The organism is Hoeflea sp. IMCC20628 (assembly GCF_001011155.1).
In the GTDB taxonomy this organism is placed as follows: Bacteria; Pseudomonadota; Alphaproteobacteria; order Rhizobiales; family Rhizobiaceae; genus Hoeflea.
The window spans coordinates 2,920,255-2,938,357 of record NZ_CP011479.1 but is presented as its reverse complement, the minus strand read 5'-3'; the positions used below and the strand labels follow the sequence as shown (position 1 = coordinate 2,938,357).

Genomic DNA, 18,103 nt, shown 5'->3' with positions numbered 1-18,103 from the left:
AGCCGCTGTTGATGCCCTGGCGCTTGCAGCGTAACGTCAGCGCTTCTGCCGCAAATATTGAGGCATTTTCATGACCAAGGGTCACGTCGCCGCAACCGCGCCCATCCGCATCGAAGTCGAAGCCGGCAAGAGCTATTTCTGGTGTGCCTGCGGGCTCTCCAGCAAGCAGCCGTTTTGTGACGGAAGCCACAAGGGCTCCGAGTTCGCGCCGGTCAAATGGACTGCCGAGGAAAGCGCCGCCAAGTTTTTCTGCGCCTGCAAGCAGACTGATGGAGAGCCGTTTTGCGATGGCTCCCACAAGGCTCTTTCGGCCGGCACCTGATTTTCGGCGTAACACCGGGCTTTGCGATCAAGGCGCGTGTTCGGTTTTTGCGGTAAGGCAAGGTGACATTTTGCCCAGCCCTTGCTAAGTCGCGCTCAGTAAACCATTGACCGCGTGAGACCTGATGCCCGACCTTCTGATTGAACTTCGCTCCGAGGAAATTCCTGCCCGCCCGCTCGCCCGCAGCGGCGCCGCCGTGAGGACGGGCAAAGGCAATAGTGGCATGCGTTGTATCATGGTGGAGTTGAACTGATGCCCGACCTGTTGATTGAACTTCGTTCCGAGGAAATTCCTGCCCGCATGCAGCGCAAGGCTGCGGGCGATTTGCGCAAATATGTCACCGATGCGCTGGTCGATGCGGGACTGACCTATGAGGCCGCCCGCGAATACTGGACGCCGCGCCGTCTGGTTCTCGATGTTCGCGGCCTGACCGCACGGTCCAAGGACGTCAACGAGGAGATCAAGGGCCCGTCGACCAAGGCGCCGGAGCAGGCGCTGGCCGGCTTCATGCGCAAGGCCGGCCTTGCCGATATCTCGGAAGCCCATGTCCACACTGATCCGAAGAAGGGTGATTTCTATGTCGCCCATATTTCCAAGCCCGGCCGCGATGCCGAGGAGATCATCGCCGATGTGATGCCCGGCATCGTTCGCGGCTTCTCCTGGCCCAAATCCATGCGCTGGGGTGCTGCTTCCATGCCGAAGGGCTCAAGCTATCACGGCATCGAAGGCAAGGGTTCCGAAGCGCTCAAATGGGTACGCCCGCTGCAGTCGATCATCTGCACCTTCGGTCCGGAAACCGAAGAGCCGACCGTCATCGCTTTCAAGGTTGATGGTCTGATTGCCGGCAACACCACCTCCGGTCACCGCTTCCATGCGCCCGAGTCTTTCACCGTCCGTCGCTTTGATGATTATTCCGAAAAGCTCGAGCGCGCCCACGTGGTGCTCGACGCCGAGCGCCGCAAGGAGATCATCGCCTCCGACGCCCGCAACCTCGCGTTCGCCTCCGGGCTGGAACTGGTTGAGGACGAGGCCCTGCTCGACGAAGTCTCCGGACTGGTCGAATGGCCGGTGGTTTTGATGGGTGAGTTCGAGGAGGATTTCCTCCAGATCCCCGATGACATCATCCGGTTGACCATCAAGACCAACCAGAAATGCTTCGTGCTCAAAAAGCCGGGCGGCGGGCTGTCGAACAAGTTCATTCTGGTCGCCAATATCGAGGCCAGCGACGGCGGCAAGGAAATCGCCCACGGCAACGCCAAGGTGGTGCGCGCCCGGCTCTCCGACGCGCTCTATTTCTGGAACACCGATCAGGCTGATCTGCCCGACCGCGACAAGCTCGCAGCATCAGCCGAAAAGCTCGGCCTCGACATGGCTAAGCCGCTCGACCAGCGCATGGCGCGGCTGGATCAGCTCAACGTCACCTTCCACGCCAAGCTTGGCAGTCAGGGCGAACGCGTCCAGCGGATTGTCAAACTGGCGGCTGAACTAGCACCCGTCGTCGGCGCAGACCCGAAACTCGCCGCCCGCGCCGCCATGCTCGCCAAGGCCGATCTGACCACCGAAGTGGTCGGCGAGTTCCCCGAACTGCAGGGCGTCATGGGCCGCATCTATGCCGGCCTTCAGGGTGAGAACGTCAGCGTCGCGCTGGCCGCCGAAGAGCACTACAAGCCGCAAGGCCCCTCAGATGAAGTGCCGACCGAGCCGGTGTCAATTGCCGTGGCATTGGCCGACAAGCTCGACACGCTCGTTGGCTTCTGGGCCATCGACGAAAAGCCCACGGGTTCGAAAGATCCCTATGCGCTTCGCCGGGCTGCACTCGGCGTGATCCGTATCGTCGTGGAGAATAGAGTGGAAGCTCGTTTAACAAGTCAGATTCTTTTTGCCAAAGAAGACATTCTCGAAGCAATTCTTTCGAAGGAATTTGAAGGCGATTTGAACTCAGCTTACGTACTCGACGCCGTGGCTGGCGGCGACTCGCGCGTAGATGAATTGCAGCACGCGATTGATGCTAGAAAATCCCGGCTGGATGGTGAAATGGCGGAATTGCCAAAAGACCTCCTGTCTTTCTTCCACGACCGCCTGAAAGTCTATCTCCGCGATCAGGGCGCCCGTCACGATCTGATCGACGCGGTGATCACGCCCGCTTCAGATGACCTCTTGGATATCACCCGTCGCGTTGAAGCACTGGGTGCATTCCTCGACACCGAGGACGGCAAGAACCTGCTGGCCGGAACCAAGCGCGCCGCCAACATTCTGGCCGCCGAGGAGAAGAAGGGGACTGCGGTTGCCGATGCGGTTGACCCGGCTCTGTTCGAGCTTGATGCCGAGAAAAACCTCTTTGCGGCGGTGAATCAATCTGTCAGTCAGGCAACGCAAGCCATTGAAACGGAAGATTATTCCGCTGCCATGACCGCACTTGCCACATTACGTGAACCGGTTGATTCATTCTTTGAAGCGGTGATGGTAAATGTCGACGACGAAGCGGTGCGTGCAAACCGGCTGGCATTGCTCGCCATGATCCGGCAGGCCACTGGCGCGGTTGCGGACTTCTCCCGCATCGCCGGATAAGCCTTCGGCTACGCCACATAGCCCGAAGCCGGCGACCCCTGGAGGTGGGCGCCGGCTGGGTGCCATCGCGTGCGCCCGAACGAGGGCTTGCGGGGCAGGGACGGGCGGTTAGACGCGCCGTCCGGATCTTAGTTGAGCCGAAGCTCCAGCTTCGATGGATCAAACGGTTCAGCCGTCGGATTCCCGAGCGCTGATGTCTTGGTGTCCTTGTCGATGCCCGGCGCGGTGTTGGCGATCACCGGTTCAAACAGCAACGGTTCGCTGGTCGATTTTGCGGTCACCGGCGGTTCGGACGCCTCGGTCACAGCACTGTCAGCTTCAGCCGTTTGTTTGGTTTCCGGCGCTGGCACCCCAAGGGCGATGAGATCAAGTTCGGTGGCCTTGCGGACCATGGTGACGGGTGAGCCACCGAGCCAGTTTTCGGTCCGGTAGATCATCTTCTCACCAGCAACATCGCGAACCTCGATGATCTGTTCGCCAGGCTCCAGCTTGATCGTGGCCTCTTCCACAGCCTTTGCCGCTGCTTTACGAGCGCAGGACGGGCAGCCGAATTCGACAATGCTGGTGCGGCTGCTTGTTGTCGCTGTGAACTGCTCGATTGAGCCGGCATTGGCTGCTCCGGCGCCTGCGCAGATCGTCGCTGCAATCATCAATCTCAGCATTGTGCATACTCCCCTTCGGTCCGGAATTTCCGGTTTTGGTGAGTGCACTCTAGCAGCGGGCCGTTACGATCCGGTTTTTGGAAGCGGTAAACGTGGGGTTAAATTTTGGCCTCGCGCTCGACCGCCCGCCAGCCGATATCGCGGCGGCAAAACCCGCCCGGCCAGTCGATCGCATCGACCGCGGCATAGGCCTTGGCCTGCGCCGCCGTCACGTCCGCGCCATGCGCAGTGACGTTGAGAACCCGCCCGCCATTGGCCAGCAACTGGTCGCCCTCAAGCGAAGTTCCGGCGTGGAAAACCTTGGCGCCGGTTGCCTCTGCTGCGGCAATGCCGGCAATCGGCGTGCCCTTCTTCGGTGTGCCGGGATAGCCTTCTGCCGCCATCACCACACTCAGCGCCGCATCATCCTTCCAGCGCGCCGAGACATGCGCCAGCCCGCCTTCTGCCGCGGCTTTCAGCAGCAGCAGCACGTCATCCTTGAGCCGCATCATCAGCACCTGGCATTCCGGATCGCCAAACCGCACATTGTACTCGATCAGCTTTGGTCCGGTCTCGTCGATCATCAGCCCGGCATAAAGTACGCCGCTAAACGGCGTGCCGATTGCCGCCATGCCGCGCATGGTCGGTTCGATGATCTCGCGCATGGTCTGGGCAATCAGTTCCGGCGTCATCACCGCTGCGGGTGAATAGGCGCCCATGCCGCCGGTATTGGGTCCGGTGTCGCCATCGCCAACCCGCTTGTGATCCTGCGCCGTGCCAAAGGGCAGGGCGGTCTTGCCGTCGCACAGGCAGAAGAAGCTTGCCTCTTCACCGTGCAGGAATTCTTCCACCACCACTTCAGCGCCGGCTTCGCCGAATGCCCCCTCAAAACAATCTTCGATTGCTTCCAGCGCCTCCTCGATGGTCATCGCCACCGTGACGCCCTTGCCGGCAGCCAGCCCGTCGGCCTTGATGACAATCGGCGCGCCCTGGGCCCGTGCATAGGCTTTGGCCTTGGGCGCATTGTTGAATCGCTGATAGGCGCCGGTGGGGATGTTTTCACGCGCACACAGGTCTTTGGTAAAGCCTTTCGAGCCCTCAAGCTGTGCGGCTTGTCCCGATGGTCCGAACACGGAAATGCCTGCCTGCTTGAGCGCGTCAGCCAATCCGGCCACCAGCGGTGCTTCGGGACCGACGACCACCAGATCAATCGCCTTGTTCTTGCAGAACGCAACAACGGCGTCATGGTCGGTCGCATCAAGTGCACTCAAAATCGCGTGGTCGGCAATGCCCGGATTGCCTGGCGCCGCATACAGCGTACCAAGCAGCGGTGACTGGGCGATCTTCCAGGCCAGCGCATGCTCGCGGCCGCCAGATCCGATCAACAGCACATTCATCATCGAGAGGTCTCCATCTTTCGTCCGGCGCGCCTTTCGCCCATTTGGGAACGGGTAGGCAATCACGGTCGCAGCGTCAAGACAACAAGCCGGGACTCATCGCCGTGATACGCAATGATGCAATTTGAAATTCTCTCAACTTGACGGCGCACCGCACTGCGGGCAACAGTCTTGCCATGTCAAAATCATCGAAAAAGACAGCTGATCACAACGCCCGCGTCGCCGATGCGCCGTTTGGCAATTGGGTATATCGTGTGCTGCCGCGCCTGCTCTGGCCGCATGCCCAGCTTGCCCGCTGGGATCGTCCGATCGGCTGGCAATTGTTGATGTGGCCGTGCTTCTGGTCCGCCGCCCTTGCTGCCAATGTTGCCAGTTCTCCGGCCAATATCACCACGATCTGGTTTCCGGCGCTGACGTTCTGGCATCTGGTCCTGTTCATGATCGGCGCCATCGCCATGCGCGGCGCCGGTTGCACCTGGAACGACATCGTTGATTACAGGATCGACGCCAAGGTGGCGCGCACCCGTTCGCGGCCGCTGCCCTCCCGACGGATTTCCCGTCTCGCCGCCATGACGTTTGTCGTTGTCCAGGCGCTGGTCGGGCTTCTGGTGCTGCTTCAGTTCAACTGGTTTACCGTGCTGCTCGGCATCGCCTCGCTTGGTGTCGTGGTGATCTACCCCTTCGCCAAGCGCTTCACCGACTGGCCGCAATTCTTTCTCGGTCTGGCATTCTCCTGGGGCGCTTTGATGGGGTGGGCGGCTCTTTTCGGAGAGCTGGCCTGGCCGGCGGTATTGCTTTACATCGGCGCTGTCGCCTGGACCATCGGCTATGACACCATCTATGCCCATCAGGACAAGGAAGACGACGCGCTGGTCGGCGTTCGGTCCACCGCACGCCTGTTTGGCAATCACACCAAGGCCTGGCTTGTCCTGTTTTACGGGCTGTTTGCCGCCATGACGCTTGCTGCCTTCTGGCTGACCGGCGTGGCCTGGCCGGCTTTTGCCGGGTTTGCGATTGCCGCTGCCATGCTCGGCTGGCAGATTCGCGTCATCGATATTGATGATGCCGATCAATGCCTGGCCCTGTTCAAGGCCAACAGCCGGGTTGGCCTGATCATTTTCCTCGGCCTGGTCGCCGCAATCTGGGCCTGAAGCAGGCTGGGCATGAAAAAACCCGGCTGCCTTTCGGGCAACCGGGTCATGGATATTTTCGAGGCTGGGCTTTAGCGGCGGGCGATGATTTCACGGCCTTCGATCTTCATGCGGACACCCATCTTGCCGGTCGAGCGGCGGACCAGGAAGCGCGGACGGCGCTCGGCGATCTGGTTGTGACGGCGACGGCGCGTTGGCGAATCCGTTACCTGCGGGATAGAGCCGTCATCAAGCGGACGGGCGACGCCGTCGGCCTCGACCATCAGCATCGGCAGACCGTAGAGCTCCGACCAGGTGCGCCAGTCTGCGGCAATGTCATCGAGATCATGAGCCACCAGCAACGGCACGCAGAGCGCAGTGTCGGTGTGGTGCAGTTCCAGCGTCACCGTCACAGTGCCATCGCCATGATCAATGGCGCGTGCCGCAACACCCGTAAAGGCACGGGCGGGCAGAGCAATGGACAATGGCAGTCCGGATTTCGACAGCACTTTCTTGACGACAGCGCCGCGCTTGTCGAGCGTTACCGAAACTTCGTCACTCTCTTCCCGCGCCGCATAGGACACGCGCTGCGGGAAGTTGTTCGGGTCGAGCCGCAATTCGAACCCGGCCCATACAGGCTTCAATACGGTATTGGTCATGTTAAACGCCTCTGTAACTCTTGAGAGCCGGTTATCCGGTCTTCTCATTCGGGGCTTTTCGCCCTCTCACAGGAAGCAAAATGCCGCACGGACCTTCCCGTCGGCTTAAAGTTTTGGGTTAAGAAAACCTATGTTCTGGAAATGGTTAGCGAAAGACGACCGTGCCATTTCCGTTTTGGAAAGGTTACCGGGAGCCAAGCACCTTGCCCGGATTCATGATGCCTTTGGGATCAAAAGCCTGCTTGATCTGCTGCATCAGCGCCATTTCAACGGGCGACCTGATGGCTGCGAGTTCATCGCGCTTGAGTTGTCCTATGCCGTGCTCGGCAGAAATTGACCCGTTCAATTCCAGCACAATCGCGTGAACGACCTCGTTCATTTCTTTCCAGCGTGCCAGAAAGGCTTGCGTGTCCGCGCCGGGGGCTTGCGAAATGTTGTAATGAATATTGCCGTCGCCCATGTGCCCGAAGGCGACGATGCGCGCATCCGGCATGGCTTTGAGCACGGCTCGGTCAGCGCGTTCAAGAAACGCCGGCACCTGTGCCACCGGAACGGAGACATCATGCTTGATCGAGCCGCCTTCAGGCTTTTGCGCCGGGGACATTGTTTCGCGCAGTTTCCAGAACGCCTGACGCTGGGCCTCGGTTTCGGCAGCCACCGCGTCCCGGATCAAGCCTTTTTCATCGGCAGCGACGAACAGCTCTTCAAGCATCGTCCGCGCGGCTTCCTGCGATTGGCCCGATGAAATATCAATCAGGGCGTACCAGGGGTGGGGTTCGCCCATCGGGTCGCGCATGCCTTCGATGTGTTTGACCGTGAACTCGATGCCGATGCGTGGCATCAACTCGAACCCGGTGAGCGAAGGGCCGCACAGGTCTTGCGCCAGCCGGAACAACTCGACTGCAGTCTCGGGACTGTCGATCCCGGCATAAAGCGTTTCGTGCCCGCGTGGCGCCGGAAACAGTTTGAGAACCGCTGCCGTGATGACGCCCAGCGTTCCTTCGGCGCCAATGAACAGGTCGCGCAGATCGTAGCCTGTGTTGTCTTTCTTCAGGGCCCGCAGCCCGTGCCAGATTTCGCCATCCGGCAACACGGCCTCAATGCCAAGGCAGAGTTGCCGCATGTTGCCATAGGCCAGCACAGCCGTTCCGCCGGCATTGGACGAGAGATTGCCGCCGATCTGGCAAGAGCCTTCCGATCCCAGTGACAGTGGAAACAGCAAGCCCTTGTCACTGGCCGCAAGCTGCGCCTGCTGAAGCACGACACCGGCTTCAGCCACCATGGTCTGGCCCACCGGGTCGAGCGAGCGGATCTTGTTCAGCCGCGACAGCGACAAGACGATTTCGCCCTTTCCAGGCCGCGGCGATTGCGCGCCAACCAGACCGGTGTTTCCGCCTTGCGGCACAATCGCCGTATGTGTCTCATTGGCCAGCCGCAGGATGGCTGCCACTTCCTCAGTGTTGGCCGGGCGCAGCACTAGCGGGCTTTCGCCCTGATAGAGGCCGCGCAGTTCAATCAGATACGGGGCAATGTCGGATGGATCTGTCAAGGCGTTTTGCGCACCGGTGATGGCGACGAAACGGGAGATCAGCGAGGGGTCGGTCAGTGGTGTGAGCATGTTCAAGCATTTATCGGGGTGCCGGCATCAAGTCGAGAGATGCGAACCGAAATGATGGGCAAAAGCGCAGATAGCTGGCCTGTATATTGCGCGGTCGGGCCCGGCCTCAATCCGCGCGGCAATCGCGACAACTGCCTGAAAGCTGCAGGCGCGTCCATATGTAAAGTCTGTTGATCGGATTTTATGGACGGATTTTAGTGTTTCTTAGCTGTTTGCAAGTATCACTCTACTAAAAATAGAGGGTGCCATGCTGTTACGTTTGTTCAAAAACCGATCCGGTAACTTCGGAATGATGGCTGCGCTTTTGCTTGTCCCTGTATTTGGCGCGGCTGGACTGGCTGTTGATTACAGCAATGCAATTTCCGTCAAGACACAGGTTCAGGGTGCTGCGGATGCGGCTGCGCTGGCGGCGGTTGCTGAAAGTTCCGTTGGCGTGGAGAAAGCTCTCGCGATGTCGGAAGACGGCGAAGTGCCGCTGGCCAAGGCTGACGCAATCAACTTCTTCAAGGCACAGCTCGAAAACGAGACCGGCTTCACGGTTGATGAAATCGAGGCGAAGGTCGTCAAGAAGGACGGCCGTTTGTTCTCGGTCATCAATTACAAGGTCACAATTCCGACGACGCTCTCAAGGGTCTTGGGAAGAGACCTCATCCAGGTCGCTGGTCAGTCAACGGTTGAATACCAGACCGAATTGTATCGCGACTTCTATTTGTTGCTCGACAACACACCGTCGATGGGCGTGGGCGCCACGCCGGCAGATGTGACCAAAATGGTGGACAATACCTCCGACAATTGCGCTTTTGCATGCCACATCGTGAAAGACGGAATTGAAGACACAACCAGTTATTACAACCTCGCCAAAAGTCTTGGCGTGACCACTCGCATCAACGTCGTGGCTCAGGCTGCTGCAAGCCTGATGGATACTGCCAAGGATTCACGCAAGAGCATCGATCAGTACCAAATGGCGGTGTACACGTTTGGCGAAAAGGCCGAAGACACCAAGCTCCTTGAAGTCGTGAAAGCGACCAGCGACCTCAGCTCCGCAAAAATTGAAGCCGCAAAAGTTGACCTGATGTCGATCCCCAAGCAGGGCTACGACAATGATCAGCAGACAGATTTCGATCGCGCCCTGACGCAGATGGTTGACAAGATGGGCACACCGGGATCCGGCCTTACATCTGCATCCCGGGAAAAAATACTGTTTTTCGTCTCCGACGGAGTTGGCGACAGCTACAAGCCTTCAAGCTGCACGAAAAAGACCACCGGTGGCCGATGCCAGGAGCCGATCGATATTGCCTATTGCACGGCGCTGAAAGATCAGGGCTACAAGATCGCGGTCCTTTACACGACTTATCTGCCGCTTCCGACCAACAACTGGTACAACAGCTGGATCAAGCCGTTTCAGAATGAAATCCCGGTCCAGATGGAAGCATGTGCGACACCGGGCCTGTTCTTCGAGGTCAGCCCCACCGAGGGTATCAGCGAAGCCATGACCACCCTGTTCAAGAAAATCATCAACACACCGCGCCTGACCGGTTGATCGGTGCCGGTATGGGCAATCGCCCTCGAGCTATTCTCGCGGAGCTGCGGCCCGGCTCAGGCGGTCATTGATGGCTTCACCAAGCCCGTGCATAGGCACCGGCGCCACGGCGATGCCGACAACACCCGCTGCATCGGCGCGCTTGATGAAATCAAACAGGTTTGCCGCAGCTTCGCGCAAATCGCCTGTCGGTGACAGGTCCATCACTACGCTGGCCTCTTCCTCGCCCGGGATCTGCGCGCCGCCAAAGCGGATGACGGCTTCGCCAGGTCGCACTGCAGACGCATTCAGCCGCAACGCGCTGTCTGGCGCATAATGTGAGGCCAGCATGCCGGGTGCAATCACCATATTGCCGGATTGCTGCACTGGGCGTTCAACCGCCATGCCTGCGATGTCCTCGATGTCTTTCGCCGCTATGCCGCCCGGTCTGAGCAGACGCAAATGGTCACCCTCCACCGACAGAATGGTAGATTCCACGCCAACCCTGCAGGATCCACCATCCAGAATCAGGCTGATTTTGTCCCCCAGGTCGTCGGCAACATGTGCCGCCGTGGTCGGGCTGACACGGCCTGACCGGTTGGCGCTCGGGGCTGCGAGCGGCTGGCCAAACGCAGCGATGATCTCACGGGCGAAACCTTGCGGCATGCGAAGTGCCGCCGTGGCCAGTCCGGCCGTGGCCAGCGGGTGGATTTTTGCGGACGGATTGAGCGGCAGCACCAGTGTCAGTGGTCCTGGCCAGAATGCCTCGGCAAGTTTATCGGCAAGCGGGGAAAAAACCACATGCGCCTTCGCCATCTCGATATCGGACACATGCGCGATCAGCGGATTGAATCGCGGGCGTCCCTTGGCTTCGTAAATCCTGGTGATCGCTTCGGGATTGGTGGCGTCCGCCGCCAGCCCGTACACGGTTTCCGTGGGAACAGCGATCGGCTCTCCGCGCCGCAGCGCTTCGATTGCAACGGCGAGCGTGTCTGGGTCGGAAATCGGGAGTGTGCGCGCCATGTCGGGCCTGTCCATTTCAATTGTCCACGCTCTATCAGCCGCATCCAACCGGTGCAACACGGGTAAAATCAGCCATTCCTACTAAAAAATCAGAAAAGCACTGGTCAAACTGAGGCTCTCGATTTAGTTGGCCGATAACCTTTTTGCAGCATCACTACTGTCTTGTTGTATTTCCAATTGGTGTTCACATGAACAAGCAGAACCCGACAGTCAATTCCATCGGTCCCCGTGTCGCCACGGCAATGTTTCAGATGGGGATCAACGGGTTGCCGCGGAACTATGAGCTTGTCTATGAGGCCTATTCCGGCACCAATCCGGAGCTGACCAAGGATTTCGTGGCAATCGGGAAGATAAAATCCCAGCGCGACCTTGATGAGTTGGGCAAAAAATACTTGCCGCATCATCATGAAGAGACCGTGGTTTCCAAGACAAGTGACCGGATGCAGGCTCAGATGAGCGCGCTCATGGGGCTGCTTGAACAAGAGAAATTGTCATTGTCCGACTACAGCAAGGTCATCGACGCAGCATCGCGCAGTTTTGCATCGGCAGCAAAAGACGATCTTGAAACCTTGGCACGCTCGGCGCAGGTGCTCAGCCAGGCCACCGAGCTGCAGGCGTCCAAGAGCGAAGCCATGGTTGGGGTGGCTGCAAGGCAAGCTGCCGAACTTGAGGAAATGAAGTCGCATTTCCTCAAGACAGAACGGATGAAATTTGTCGATCAGCAGACCGGTCTTGCCAATCGCCGCGCCTTTATCAAGGCATCATCAGCCATTTACGCAAACCCGGAGCGGCCGATGTTGTGCGGCCTTGCTTACGCTGAAATCGATGATTTCAAGCGCTTTGGCGAAGCCGGGGACAAGGGGCTTGGCGATCTTCTGATCCGCCATGTCGGCAGTCTCTTGAACGCCGGCAACAAAACCCATGAATTCGTCATCCATCTCGACGGCAATCGTTTCGCATTCCTGATCAAATCCGGCAATGATCCCGAAATCATGCGCGTGGTAGACGGGCTCCGTGCGGCAGCCCAATCCAAGCCGCTGTTCCATCCCAAAACCGGCAACGTCCTCGGCAACCCGACCTTGTCAATTGGCGTCGCCATGTCGGCGGTGGCAAATAAAACCGGTCAATTGGTGGCCTATGCTGAAAGTGCCATGTTCGCATCCGCCAAGGATGGCGGCAATCGAACCACGCTATATTCCAACACCACACCCGCCGGCACCGATAAAGGCTGGATCTTTCACCAGCCCAAATAGAGGTCTTTTCCGGCTTGCCGTCTCAGGTCAATCATGATCATGAGGCCGGATTGGCCTCGAAGACAGGCGCGGTGCGGGTGCGTCACAGCGGCGCATAAGTCTCCCCGGCAGACCCAAAGCCGCGTCTCGGAAATTGACGTTTACGTAAAAATCCCCTAGCCATGACAACAGTCAGATCGCGCCTCGACAGGCAGGCGAAAACACGGAGGAGATGACATGTATCGTGCGCCGGTAGGGGAAATCGCTCACACACTCAAATCTGTTGCAGGCCTCGGCAAGGCGCTCGAATCAGGCCGCTTCGGCGACCTCGGCGAGGATCTGGTCGACGCCATTCTTGCCGAAGCCGGACGCTTTGCCTCTGACGAGATCGCGCCACTCAACGAGATCGGCGACAAGATTGGAGCGTCCCTCGAGGATGCAGCGGTCACCACACCGCCAGGCTGGAAAGAACTCTATCAAAGCTGGATCGCCGGCGGCTGGAACGGCTTGACCGGACCGGAAGACTTTGGCGGGCAGGGCCTGCCGATGCTGCTTTCGGTGGCGACCTTGGAAATGTGGAATTCCGGTTCGCTGGCCTTTGGCATTGGGCCGACGCTGACCATGGGCGCGATCGAGGCGCTGGAAAAGCATGCCTCCGATGAGCTCAAGGCAAAATATCTGGAAAAGCTGGTGACCGGCGAATGGATGGGCACCATGAACCTCACCGAGCCGCAGGCCGGCTCCGATCTCAACGCCTTGCGCGCCCGCGCCGAGCCGGTGGGCGACGGCAGCTACAAGATCTACGGCCAGAAGATTTTCATCACCTATGGCGAGCATGATTTCACCGACAATATCGTCCATCTGGTGCTGGCGAGACTGCCCGACGCACCGGCCGGAACCCGCGGCTTGTCGCTGTTTCTGGTGCCGAAATTCTTCGTTGGTGATGACGGCGCACTCGGCGAGCGCAACGATGTGTTCTGCTCCGGTCTTGAGCACAAGCTCGGCATCCATGCCTCGCCGACCTGCACCATGATTTACGGCGACGGCAAGTTTGGTGATGCGCCTGGCGCCATCGGCTGGCTGATCGGTGAGGAAAACCGTGGTCTGGCCTGCATGTTCACGATGATGAACAACGCCCGCCTTGCGGTCGGCATGCAGGGCGTGGCGATTGCCGAAACCGCCTATCAGAAGGCGCTGGCCTATGCCAATGACCGCACCCAGGGCCGTGCGCCCGGCTACAAGGGCGAGGGCATGAGCCCGATCATCGGACACCCCGATGTTGCCCGCATGCTGATGACCATGAAGGCGCTGACGCAAGGAGCCCGCGCCATCTGCTATTCCTGTGCCGAAGCGCTCGACATGGCCCGCGTCAGTGAAGGTGACGAGGCAAAGGCCTGGGCCGAACGCGCCAGCCTGATCACCCCGATTGCCAAGGCATTTTCCACCGATATCGGCATGGAAGTCGCCTCGCTCGGCGTCCAGGTGCATGGCGGCATGGGCTTCATCGAGGAAACCGGTGCGGCTCGGCTCTTGCGTGACTCCCGCATCGCCCCGATTTACGAAGGCACCAACGGCATTCAGGCGATTGATCTGGTAATGCGCAAGCTGCCGCAATCAGGTGGCGCCACCGTCGCTGCCTTCATAGCCGATTTCAAGGCCGATGCCGAGGCTGTGCGCGCTTCCAATTCACCGGCGCTCGAAGGCGTGGCTGATCATCTCGATCAGGCCATCGCCGATCTCGAAACCGCCACCGCCTATATGCAGGCAGCGACTTCGGACGGCCGCCAGACCGATGCGCTGTCCGGCGCCACGCCCTATCTCAGACTGTTCGGCCTAACCGCCACCACGGCCATGCTGGCCCGTGGCGCTCTGGCTGACACCGGCGCACCCGAAGCTGCAGGCCGTGCCGCACTGGCCCGCTTTGCAGCCGCCACTCTGGCGCCGGAAACTACGGGACTTGCCGCCATCGCCACTGCCGGCGTTGCAAGCCTGTCGGATGCCAGCGCCGCACTCGCCTGATACTTGACCTTCCGGCCTGAAGCCGGCGCCATCTTCGAGGGAACAGCCATGACCGACCATATCCTGACCCAACGCGCAGGCGAGACCGGCGCCATCAACGTCATCCGCTTCAACCGGCCTGACAAGAAAAACGCCATCACCCGGGCCATGTATTCAACCATGGCCCGGGCGCTGATCGAAGGCGACCGTGACGACACTGTCCGCGTTCATGTGATGCTCGGCACGCCCGGCGCATTCACCTCCGGCAATGACATGCAGGACTTCATGGCCGTTGCCATGGGTGGCTCGATGGGCACCGAGGTGCTCGATTTTCTTGCTAGCCTGGCCACCGCCAAGAAGCCGGTCATCTCCGGCGTCGACGGGCTGGCCATCGGCGTCGGCACCACCATCCACATGCATTGCGACCTGACCTTCGCCACGCCGGATTCGCGCTTTCACACCCCGTTTGTCGATCTGGCACTGGTGCCCGAAGCCGGCTCCAGCCTGCTGGCGCCCGCCGTCATGGGCCATCAGAAAGCCTTCGCGCTTCTGGCCGCGGGGATTCCGTTTTCAGGCGAGGAGGCCGAGCGCGCCGGCCTGATTTACAAGGTGGTGAGCTCCGCCGAGCTGGAACCGGCAGTGATGGCCGCAGCCGAGCATCTGGCCGCCAAACCGCCCAAGGCGCTCGCCATCTCGCGGCGTCTGATCAAGCCCGACCCGGAACCGGTGATGGCCCGCATGCGCGAAGAGGCAGAACTGTTCTCAAACCAGCTTCAGAGCGCCGAGGCGCTGGCCGCCTTCCAGGCCTTCATGATGCGGAAGAAATAGGCGGTTTTCGCCGCGCCCGACCGGTTGCGTGAGTTCAACGAGAGGAAGACCTTCGCCTAAAGTCTCCCAGTCATCCCGGCCATGAGCCGGGATCCAGCAGGCGCGCGTCCGCGAAGCGGAAAACATTTTTTACAATCACAGATGTAGTCATTCACCGCGTGACACGTGGGTCTCTGGACCCCGGATCACGTCCGGGGTGACGGAGAGAGCTACAGCAGTCTCAAGAAAAGAAGATCAGGGGACCACCACAAGCACGGGAGTCCCGGTTGCACCACCGCTTGCCCAGCACGCATAGCCTCGATGTGATCGGAGCCTGTGCGACGTGGAGCCGGCCCCCAACCGCGGGCGCTTCGCATCCAAGCTCCAGGCCGGACTCAGCATGGATCATGCAGTGTCGAAACTCGGTGACCTCAGGCGCAGCCGCCTGATATCAGTTCATCCTGAAGACCTTCGATTCGCTTGTCGAGCTCTTCGATTTCATCCTTCAGCGCCCAGTTTCCTTCATCGCCATTATAGGCATTCCGGTCGTCCTGGATAACGGCAAGCTCAGCCAGCATGCCCTCGCAATCGGCAGCGATGTCCAAAACCAGCGAGTGCCCGGACAGATTTGGCGTGCCCAATGGCATCGCGCCGGCGGGCAGGGCGATCGACAGCAATATAGATGCGGCCATGGCCATGGTTTTTGTCATCGTGAGTCTCCCTTGGCGCGGATCAAATACCCACATCTCCACCGTGAAGCCTGCCGCCGGTGTTGGCAATGGCCTTGTGGTTGCACCGAGGTTTCGGCCGATCCGCAATACCCTCCGCCGTCTTGACCGTTCTCTCGTGTCGTCGTCCTCGGCCTCCGAGCAAGACAAGCGTAGCGAATTGCCTCTTGGGTTGGGGGCAGGCGTGATTTCCCCACCACCGCATCATTCCTCCGCCGTCATCCTGGGGCCCATCGTTTCGTCATCCTCGGCCCCCGAGCCGAGGATCCATTCCGTGATCTCTCCAAGGCCGATGACGTCTGAAGCATCACGGTATGGGTCCTCGGATCAGGCCCGAGAATCACGACGACGACGAAATATGAGGATGACGAGTGGAGAGTCCCACCACGACAAGAGGAATCGCATTCCTATCGCTTCGTCCGCTCCAGCAGTGCCACAACCTCGACATGGCTGGACCACAGGAACTGGTCGATTGGTGTTACCGACAGGATCTTGTAACCGCCCTTGATCAGGGTCTCGAGATCGCGGGCCAACGTGGTCGGATTGCACGAGACGGCAGCAATGCGCTTGACAGTCGAGCGGGCGATGTCCTGAACCTGAACCTCGGCACCAGCGCGCGGCGGGTCGAACACCAGCCCCTGATAGGCTTTCAGTTCGGCCAGCATCAGCGGACGGCGGAACAGATCGCGCTTTTCCACAGTGACCGGCTTCAGTCCCTGTGCGCGCCGCGCCGCCCGGTCGAGCGCATTCAGCGACGGGCCGTCGGCTTCCACCGCATGCACATGGCTGTGTTGCGCCAGCCTGAGCGCAAAAGTGCCGGAGCCGGAAAACAGATCCACCACCCGCTTGGATTGCGCGAGATGCCCGGAGACCAGATCGGCCATCACGATTTCGGCTTCATTGCTCGCCTGAACGAAGCCGCCCGGCGGCGGATTGACCACAACCGATCCGAAGCTGAGCTCCGGCGGCTGCTTTTCGATCAGGATCTCGCCATTGAAGCTCAGCCGTGCCACGCTTGCCTCTGCGCGGACCGCAGTGATGATCCTGAGCCGGTCAGTCTCCTTGAGATTGAAGGGCGCATCGACAGCAATATCAAGACCCGGCAGCGCATCAAGCACGGCGAAGCGAAACGCCTCCTTGCCAACCGCAACTGCCGTTGCCAGCCGGCGCAGTTCCGGCAACGCCTGATTGATCCGGGGCGAAGCGACAATGCATGTGTCGATATGCACGATCTGGTGGCTCGAAGCCCGGTTGAAGCCAAGGATCGCGCCCTTGTCGGTGCGCCGTGCGGCAAACACCACCCGCCGCCGCGAGCCCGGTGCTGTGGTGAGCAGCGCGCCGACTTCGGCATCAATTCCCCGGCTTTCAAGCGCTGCGACCACCAGGCCGCGCTTCCACTCCCGGTAGGGTTCATCTGCCTGATGTTGCAGCGCGCAGCCGCCACATCCGGCATTCTCGTCATCGGGACCGAAATGCGGGCACGGCGGCGTCACCCGGTCCGGCGAAGGTTCCAGCACAGCCATCAGCGTGGCGCGGCCTTTCTCGACCGCCACATTGACCACATCGCCGGGCAGCGTGAACGGCACGAAAATCTGGCCGCGCGGGGTTTCGGCAATGCCGTCGCCCTGACCGCCAAGCCGGGTGATGGTGAGTTTTTGAGCGCTCATGATTTGACGCCTCCTATGAGAAATTCGTGGTTGCCGTCGCTGCCTTCAATCGGCGAAGCGACCGGTCCGACGGCTTGCCATCCCGACTGCGCGTCTAGCCAATTGGCGAGATCATCGGCGATCACCGGACCTTGGGCGGGATCCTTGAGCAGCCCGCCTTTGCCGATGGCCGCCCGTCCTGCCTCAAATTGCGGCTTGACCAGCAGCACCGCAAAAGCCCCATCCGCCGCCAGATCGAGCGCCGGCGGCAAGGCCAGTTTGAGCGAGATGAAGCTGACATCAGACACAATGGCTTCGACCGCGCGGCCGTCGAGATGAGCGCGGCTGAGATCACGGGCGTTGAGCGCTTCGAGATTGCTGACCCGGGGATCAGCGGCAAGGTTCGGGTGCAACTGGTCGTGGCCGACATCGACGGCGATGACTTCGCTGGCGCCGGCTTCCAGCAGCACCTGGGTAAAGCCGCCGGTCGATGCGCCGATATCAAGCCCGATGCGGCCCGCCGGATCGAAACCGAAGGCATCAAGCCCGGCCTTGAGTTTGAGTGCTGCGCGGGAGACATAATCGCGCGCCGGATCGGACAGGGAGAATGTGGCTGACACTGAGACCGCAGCACCCGGCTTGGTCACGGATTTGCCGTCAACCTGCACCGCGCCGCGGGCAATCGCGTCCCGCGCCCGCGAACGGCTGTCATACAGGCCGAGCCGGACCAGCATCTGGTCGAGGCGGTCCCGGTCAGGCGGAGCATGGGGAGAGGGGCGTGTCATGCCGCCGTCTTCGCCCGGAAGCCGCGCGAG

At 60.4% G+C, this 18,103-nt stretch carries 15 protein-coding genes; 7 read left to right on the top strand and 8 right to left on the bottom strand.

Annotated features, from left to right (window positions below):
• Nucleotides 1-70: 70 nt before the first annotated feature.
• Entirely contained in the window at nucleotides 71-322 is a 252-nt protein-coding gene (locus tag IMCC20628_RS13990) for a CDGSH iron-sulfur domain-containing protein (RefSeq protein ID WP_047030723.1), read from the top strand.
• 252 nt (nucleotides 323-574) lie between these two features.
• Nucleotides 575-2,890 carry a glycine--tRNA ligase subunit beta gene (gene glyS, locus IMCC20628_RS13985; RefSeq protein ID WP_047030722.1) on the top strand — a complete coding sequence of 772 codons (2,316 nt, stop codon included), beginning with the start codon at nucleotides 575-577 and terminating at the stop codon, nucleotides 2,888-2,890.
• A gap of 128 nt (nucleotides 2,891-3,018) precedes the next feature.
• On the opposite strand, the gene IMCC20628_RS24290 is transcribed toward glyS, so the two are convergent.
• Nucleotides 3,019-3,552: a plant virulence effector HPE1-like domain-containing protein gene (locus IMCC20628_RS24290; RefSeq protein WP_052766434.1), complete on the bottom strand. Its 534-nt coding sequence runs from the start codon at nucleotides 3,550-3,552 to the stop codon at nucleotides 3,019-3,021.
• Nucleotides 3,553-3,650: 98 nt separating this feature from the next.
• Nucleotides 3,651-4,928 (bottom strand): phosphoribosylamine--glycine ligase, encoded by a 1,278-nt coding sequence (purD, locus tag IMCC20628_RS13975; RefSeq protein WP_047032586.1) that lies wholly within the window; start codon nucleotides 4,926-4,928, stop codon nucleotides 3,651-3,653.
• A gap of 176 nt (nucleotides 4,929-5,104) precedes the next feature.
• Between purD and ubiA the strand changes: the two genes are divergently transcribed.
• On the top strand, nucleotides 5,105-6,079 hold the full coding sequence (gene ubiA, locus IMCC20628_RS13970) for a 4-hydroxybenzoate octaprenyltransferase (RefSeq protein WP_047032585.1): 975 nt from the start codon (nucleotides 5,105-5,107) through the stop codon (nucleotides 6,077-6,079).
• A 71-nt stretch (nucleotides 6,080-6,150) separates the two neighbouring features.
• Here the strand turns inward: ubiA and IMCC20628_RS13965 are convergent, their stop codons facing one another.
• A complete protein-coding gene (locus IMCC20628_RS13965; RefSeq protein WP_047030721.1) occupies nucleotides 6,151-6,717 on the bottom strand; it encodes a DUF6101 family protein in 567 nt (188 codons plus the stop codon).
• A gap of 184 nt (nucleotides 6,718-6,901) precedes the next feature.
• Nucleotides 6,902-8,335 carry an FAD-binding oxidoreductase gene (locus IMCC20628_RS13960; RefSeq protein ID WP_047030720.1) on the bottom strand — a complete coding sequence of 478 codons (1,434 nt, stop codon included), beginning with the start codon at nucleotides 8,333-8,335 and terminating at the stop codon, nucleotides 6,902-6,904.
• Between the two features lie 247 nt (nucleotides 8,336-8,582).
• Between IMCC20628_RS13960 and IMCC20628_RS13955 the strand changes: the two genes are divergently transcribed.
• Nucleotides 8,583-9,875 (top strand): pilus assembly protein TadG-related protein, encoded by a 1,293-nt coding sequence (locus tag IMCC20628_RS13955; RefSeq protein ID WP_047030719.1) that lies wholly within the window; start codon nucleotides 8,583-8,585, stop codon nucleotides 9,873-9,875.
• A 30-nt stretch (nucleotides 9,876-9,905) separates the two neighbouring features.
• On the opposite strand, the gene IMCC20628_RS13950 is transcribed toward IMCC20628_RS13955, so the two are convergent.
• On the bottom strand, nucleotides 9,906-10,877 hold the full coding sequence (locus IMCC20628_RS13950; RefSeq protein ID WP_047032584.1) for an L-threonylcarbamoyladenylate synthase: 972 nt from the start codon (nucleotides 10,875-10,877) through the stop codon (nucleotides 9,906-9,908).
• 188 nt (nucleotides 10,878-11,065) lie between these two features.
• Between IMCC20628_RS13950 and IMCC20628_RS13945 the strand changes: the two genes are divergently transcribed.
• The 3 genes from IMCC20628_RS13945 (at nucleotide 11,066) to IMCC20628_RS13935 (ending at nucleotide 14,935) form a co-directional block, all read left to right on the top strand.
• Nucleotides 11,066-12,130, top strand: a complete 1,065-nt coding sequence (locus IMCC20628_RS13945) for a GGDEF domain-containing protein (protein ID WP_047030718.1) — start codon at nucleotides 11,066-11,068, stop codon at nucleotides 12,128-12,130.
• Between the two features lie 216 nt (nucleotides 12,131-12,346).
• Entirely contained in the window at nucleotides 12,347-14,128 is a 1,782-nt protein-coding gene (locus IMCC20628_RS13940; protein ID WP_047030717.1) for an acyl-CoA dehydrogenase, read from the top strand.
• Nucleotides 14,129-14,176: 48 nt separating this feature from the next.
• The gene (locus tag IMCC20628_RS13935) at nucleotides 14,177-14,935 is read left to right on the top strand and encodes a crotonase/enoyl-CoA hydratase family protein (protein WP_047032583.1); all 759 of its coding nucleotides are present in this window, start codon (nucleotides 14,177-14,179) and stop codon (nucleotides 14,933-14,935) included.
• Nucleotides 14,936-15,345: 410 nt separating this feature from the next.
• Here IMCC20628_RS13935 and IMCC20628_RS13930 read toward each other — a convergent pair whose 3' ends face one another.
• From IMCC20628_RS13930 to IMCC20628_RS13920, 3 genes are all read right to left on the bottom strand, one after another.
• Entirely contained in the window at nucleotides 15,346-15,624 is a 279-nt protein-coding gene (locus IMCC20628_RS13930) for a hypothetical protein (protein WP_047030716.1), read from the bottom strand.
• A gap of 425 nt (nucleotides 15,625-16,049) precedes the next feature.
• On the bottom strand, nucleotides 16,050-17,309 hold the full coding sequence (locus IMCC20628_RS13925; RefSeq protein WP_047030715.1) for a class I SAM-dependent RNA methyltransferase: 1,260 nt from the start codon (nucleotides 17,307-17,309) through the stop codon (nucleotides 16,050-16,052).
• A complete protein-coding gene (locus tag IMCC20628_RS13920) occupies nucleotides 17,306-18,073 on the bottom strand; it encodes a TlyA family RNA methyltransferase (RefSeq protein WP_047030714.1) in 768 nt (255 codons plus the stop codon). The genes IMCC20628_RS13925 and IMCC20628_RS13920 overlap by 4 nt, the downstream gene beginning before the upstream one ends.
• Nucleotides 18,074-18,103: the final 30 nt, after the last annotated feature.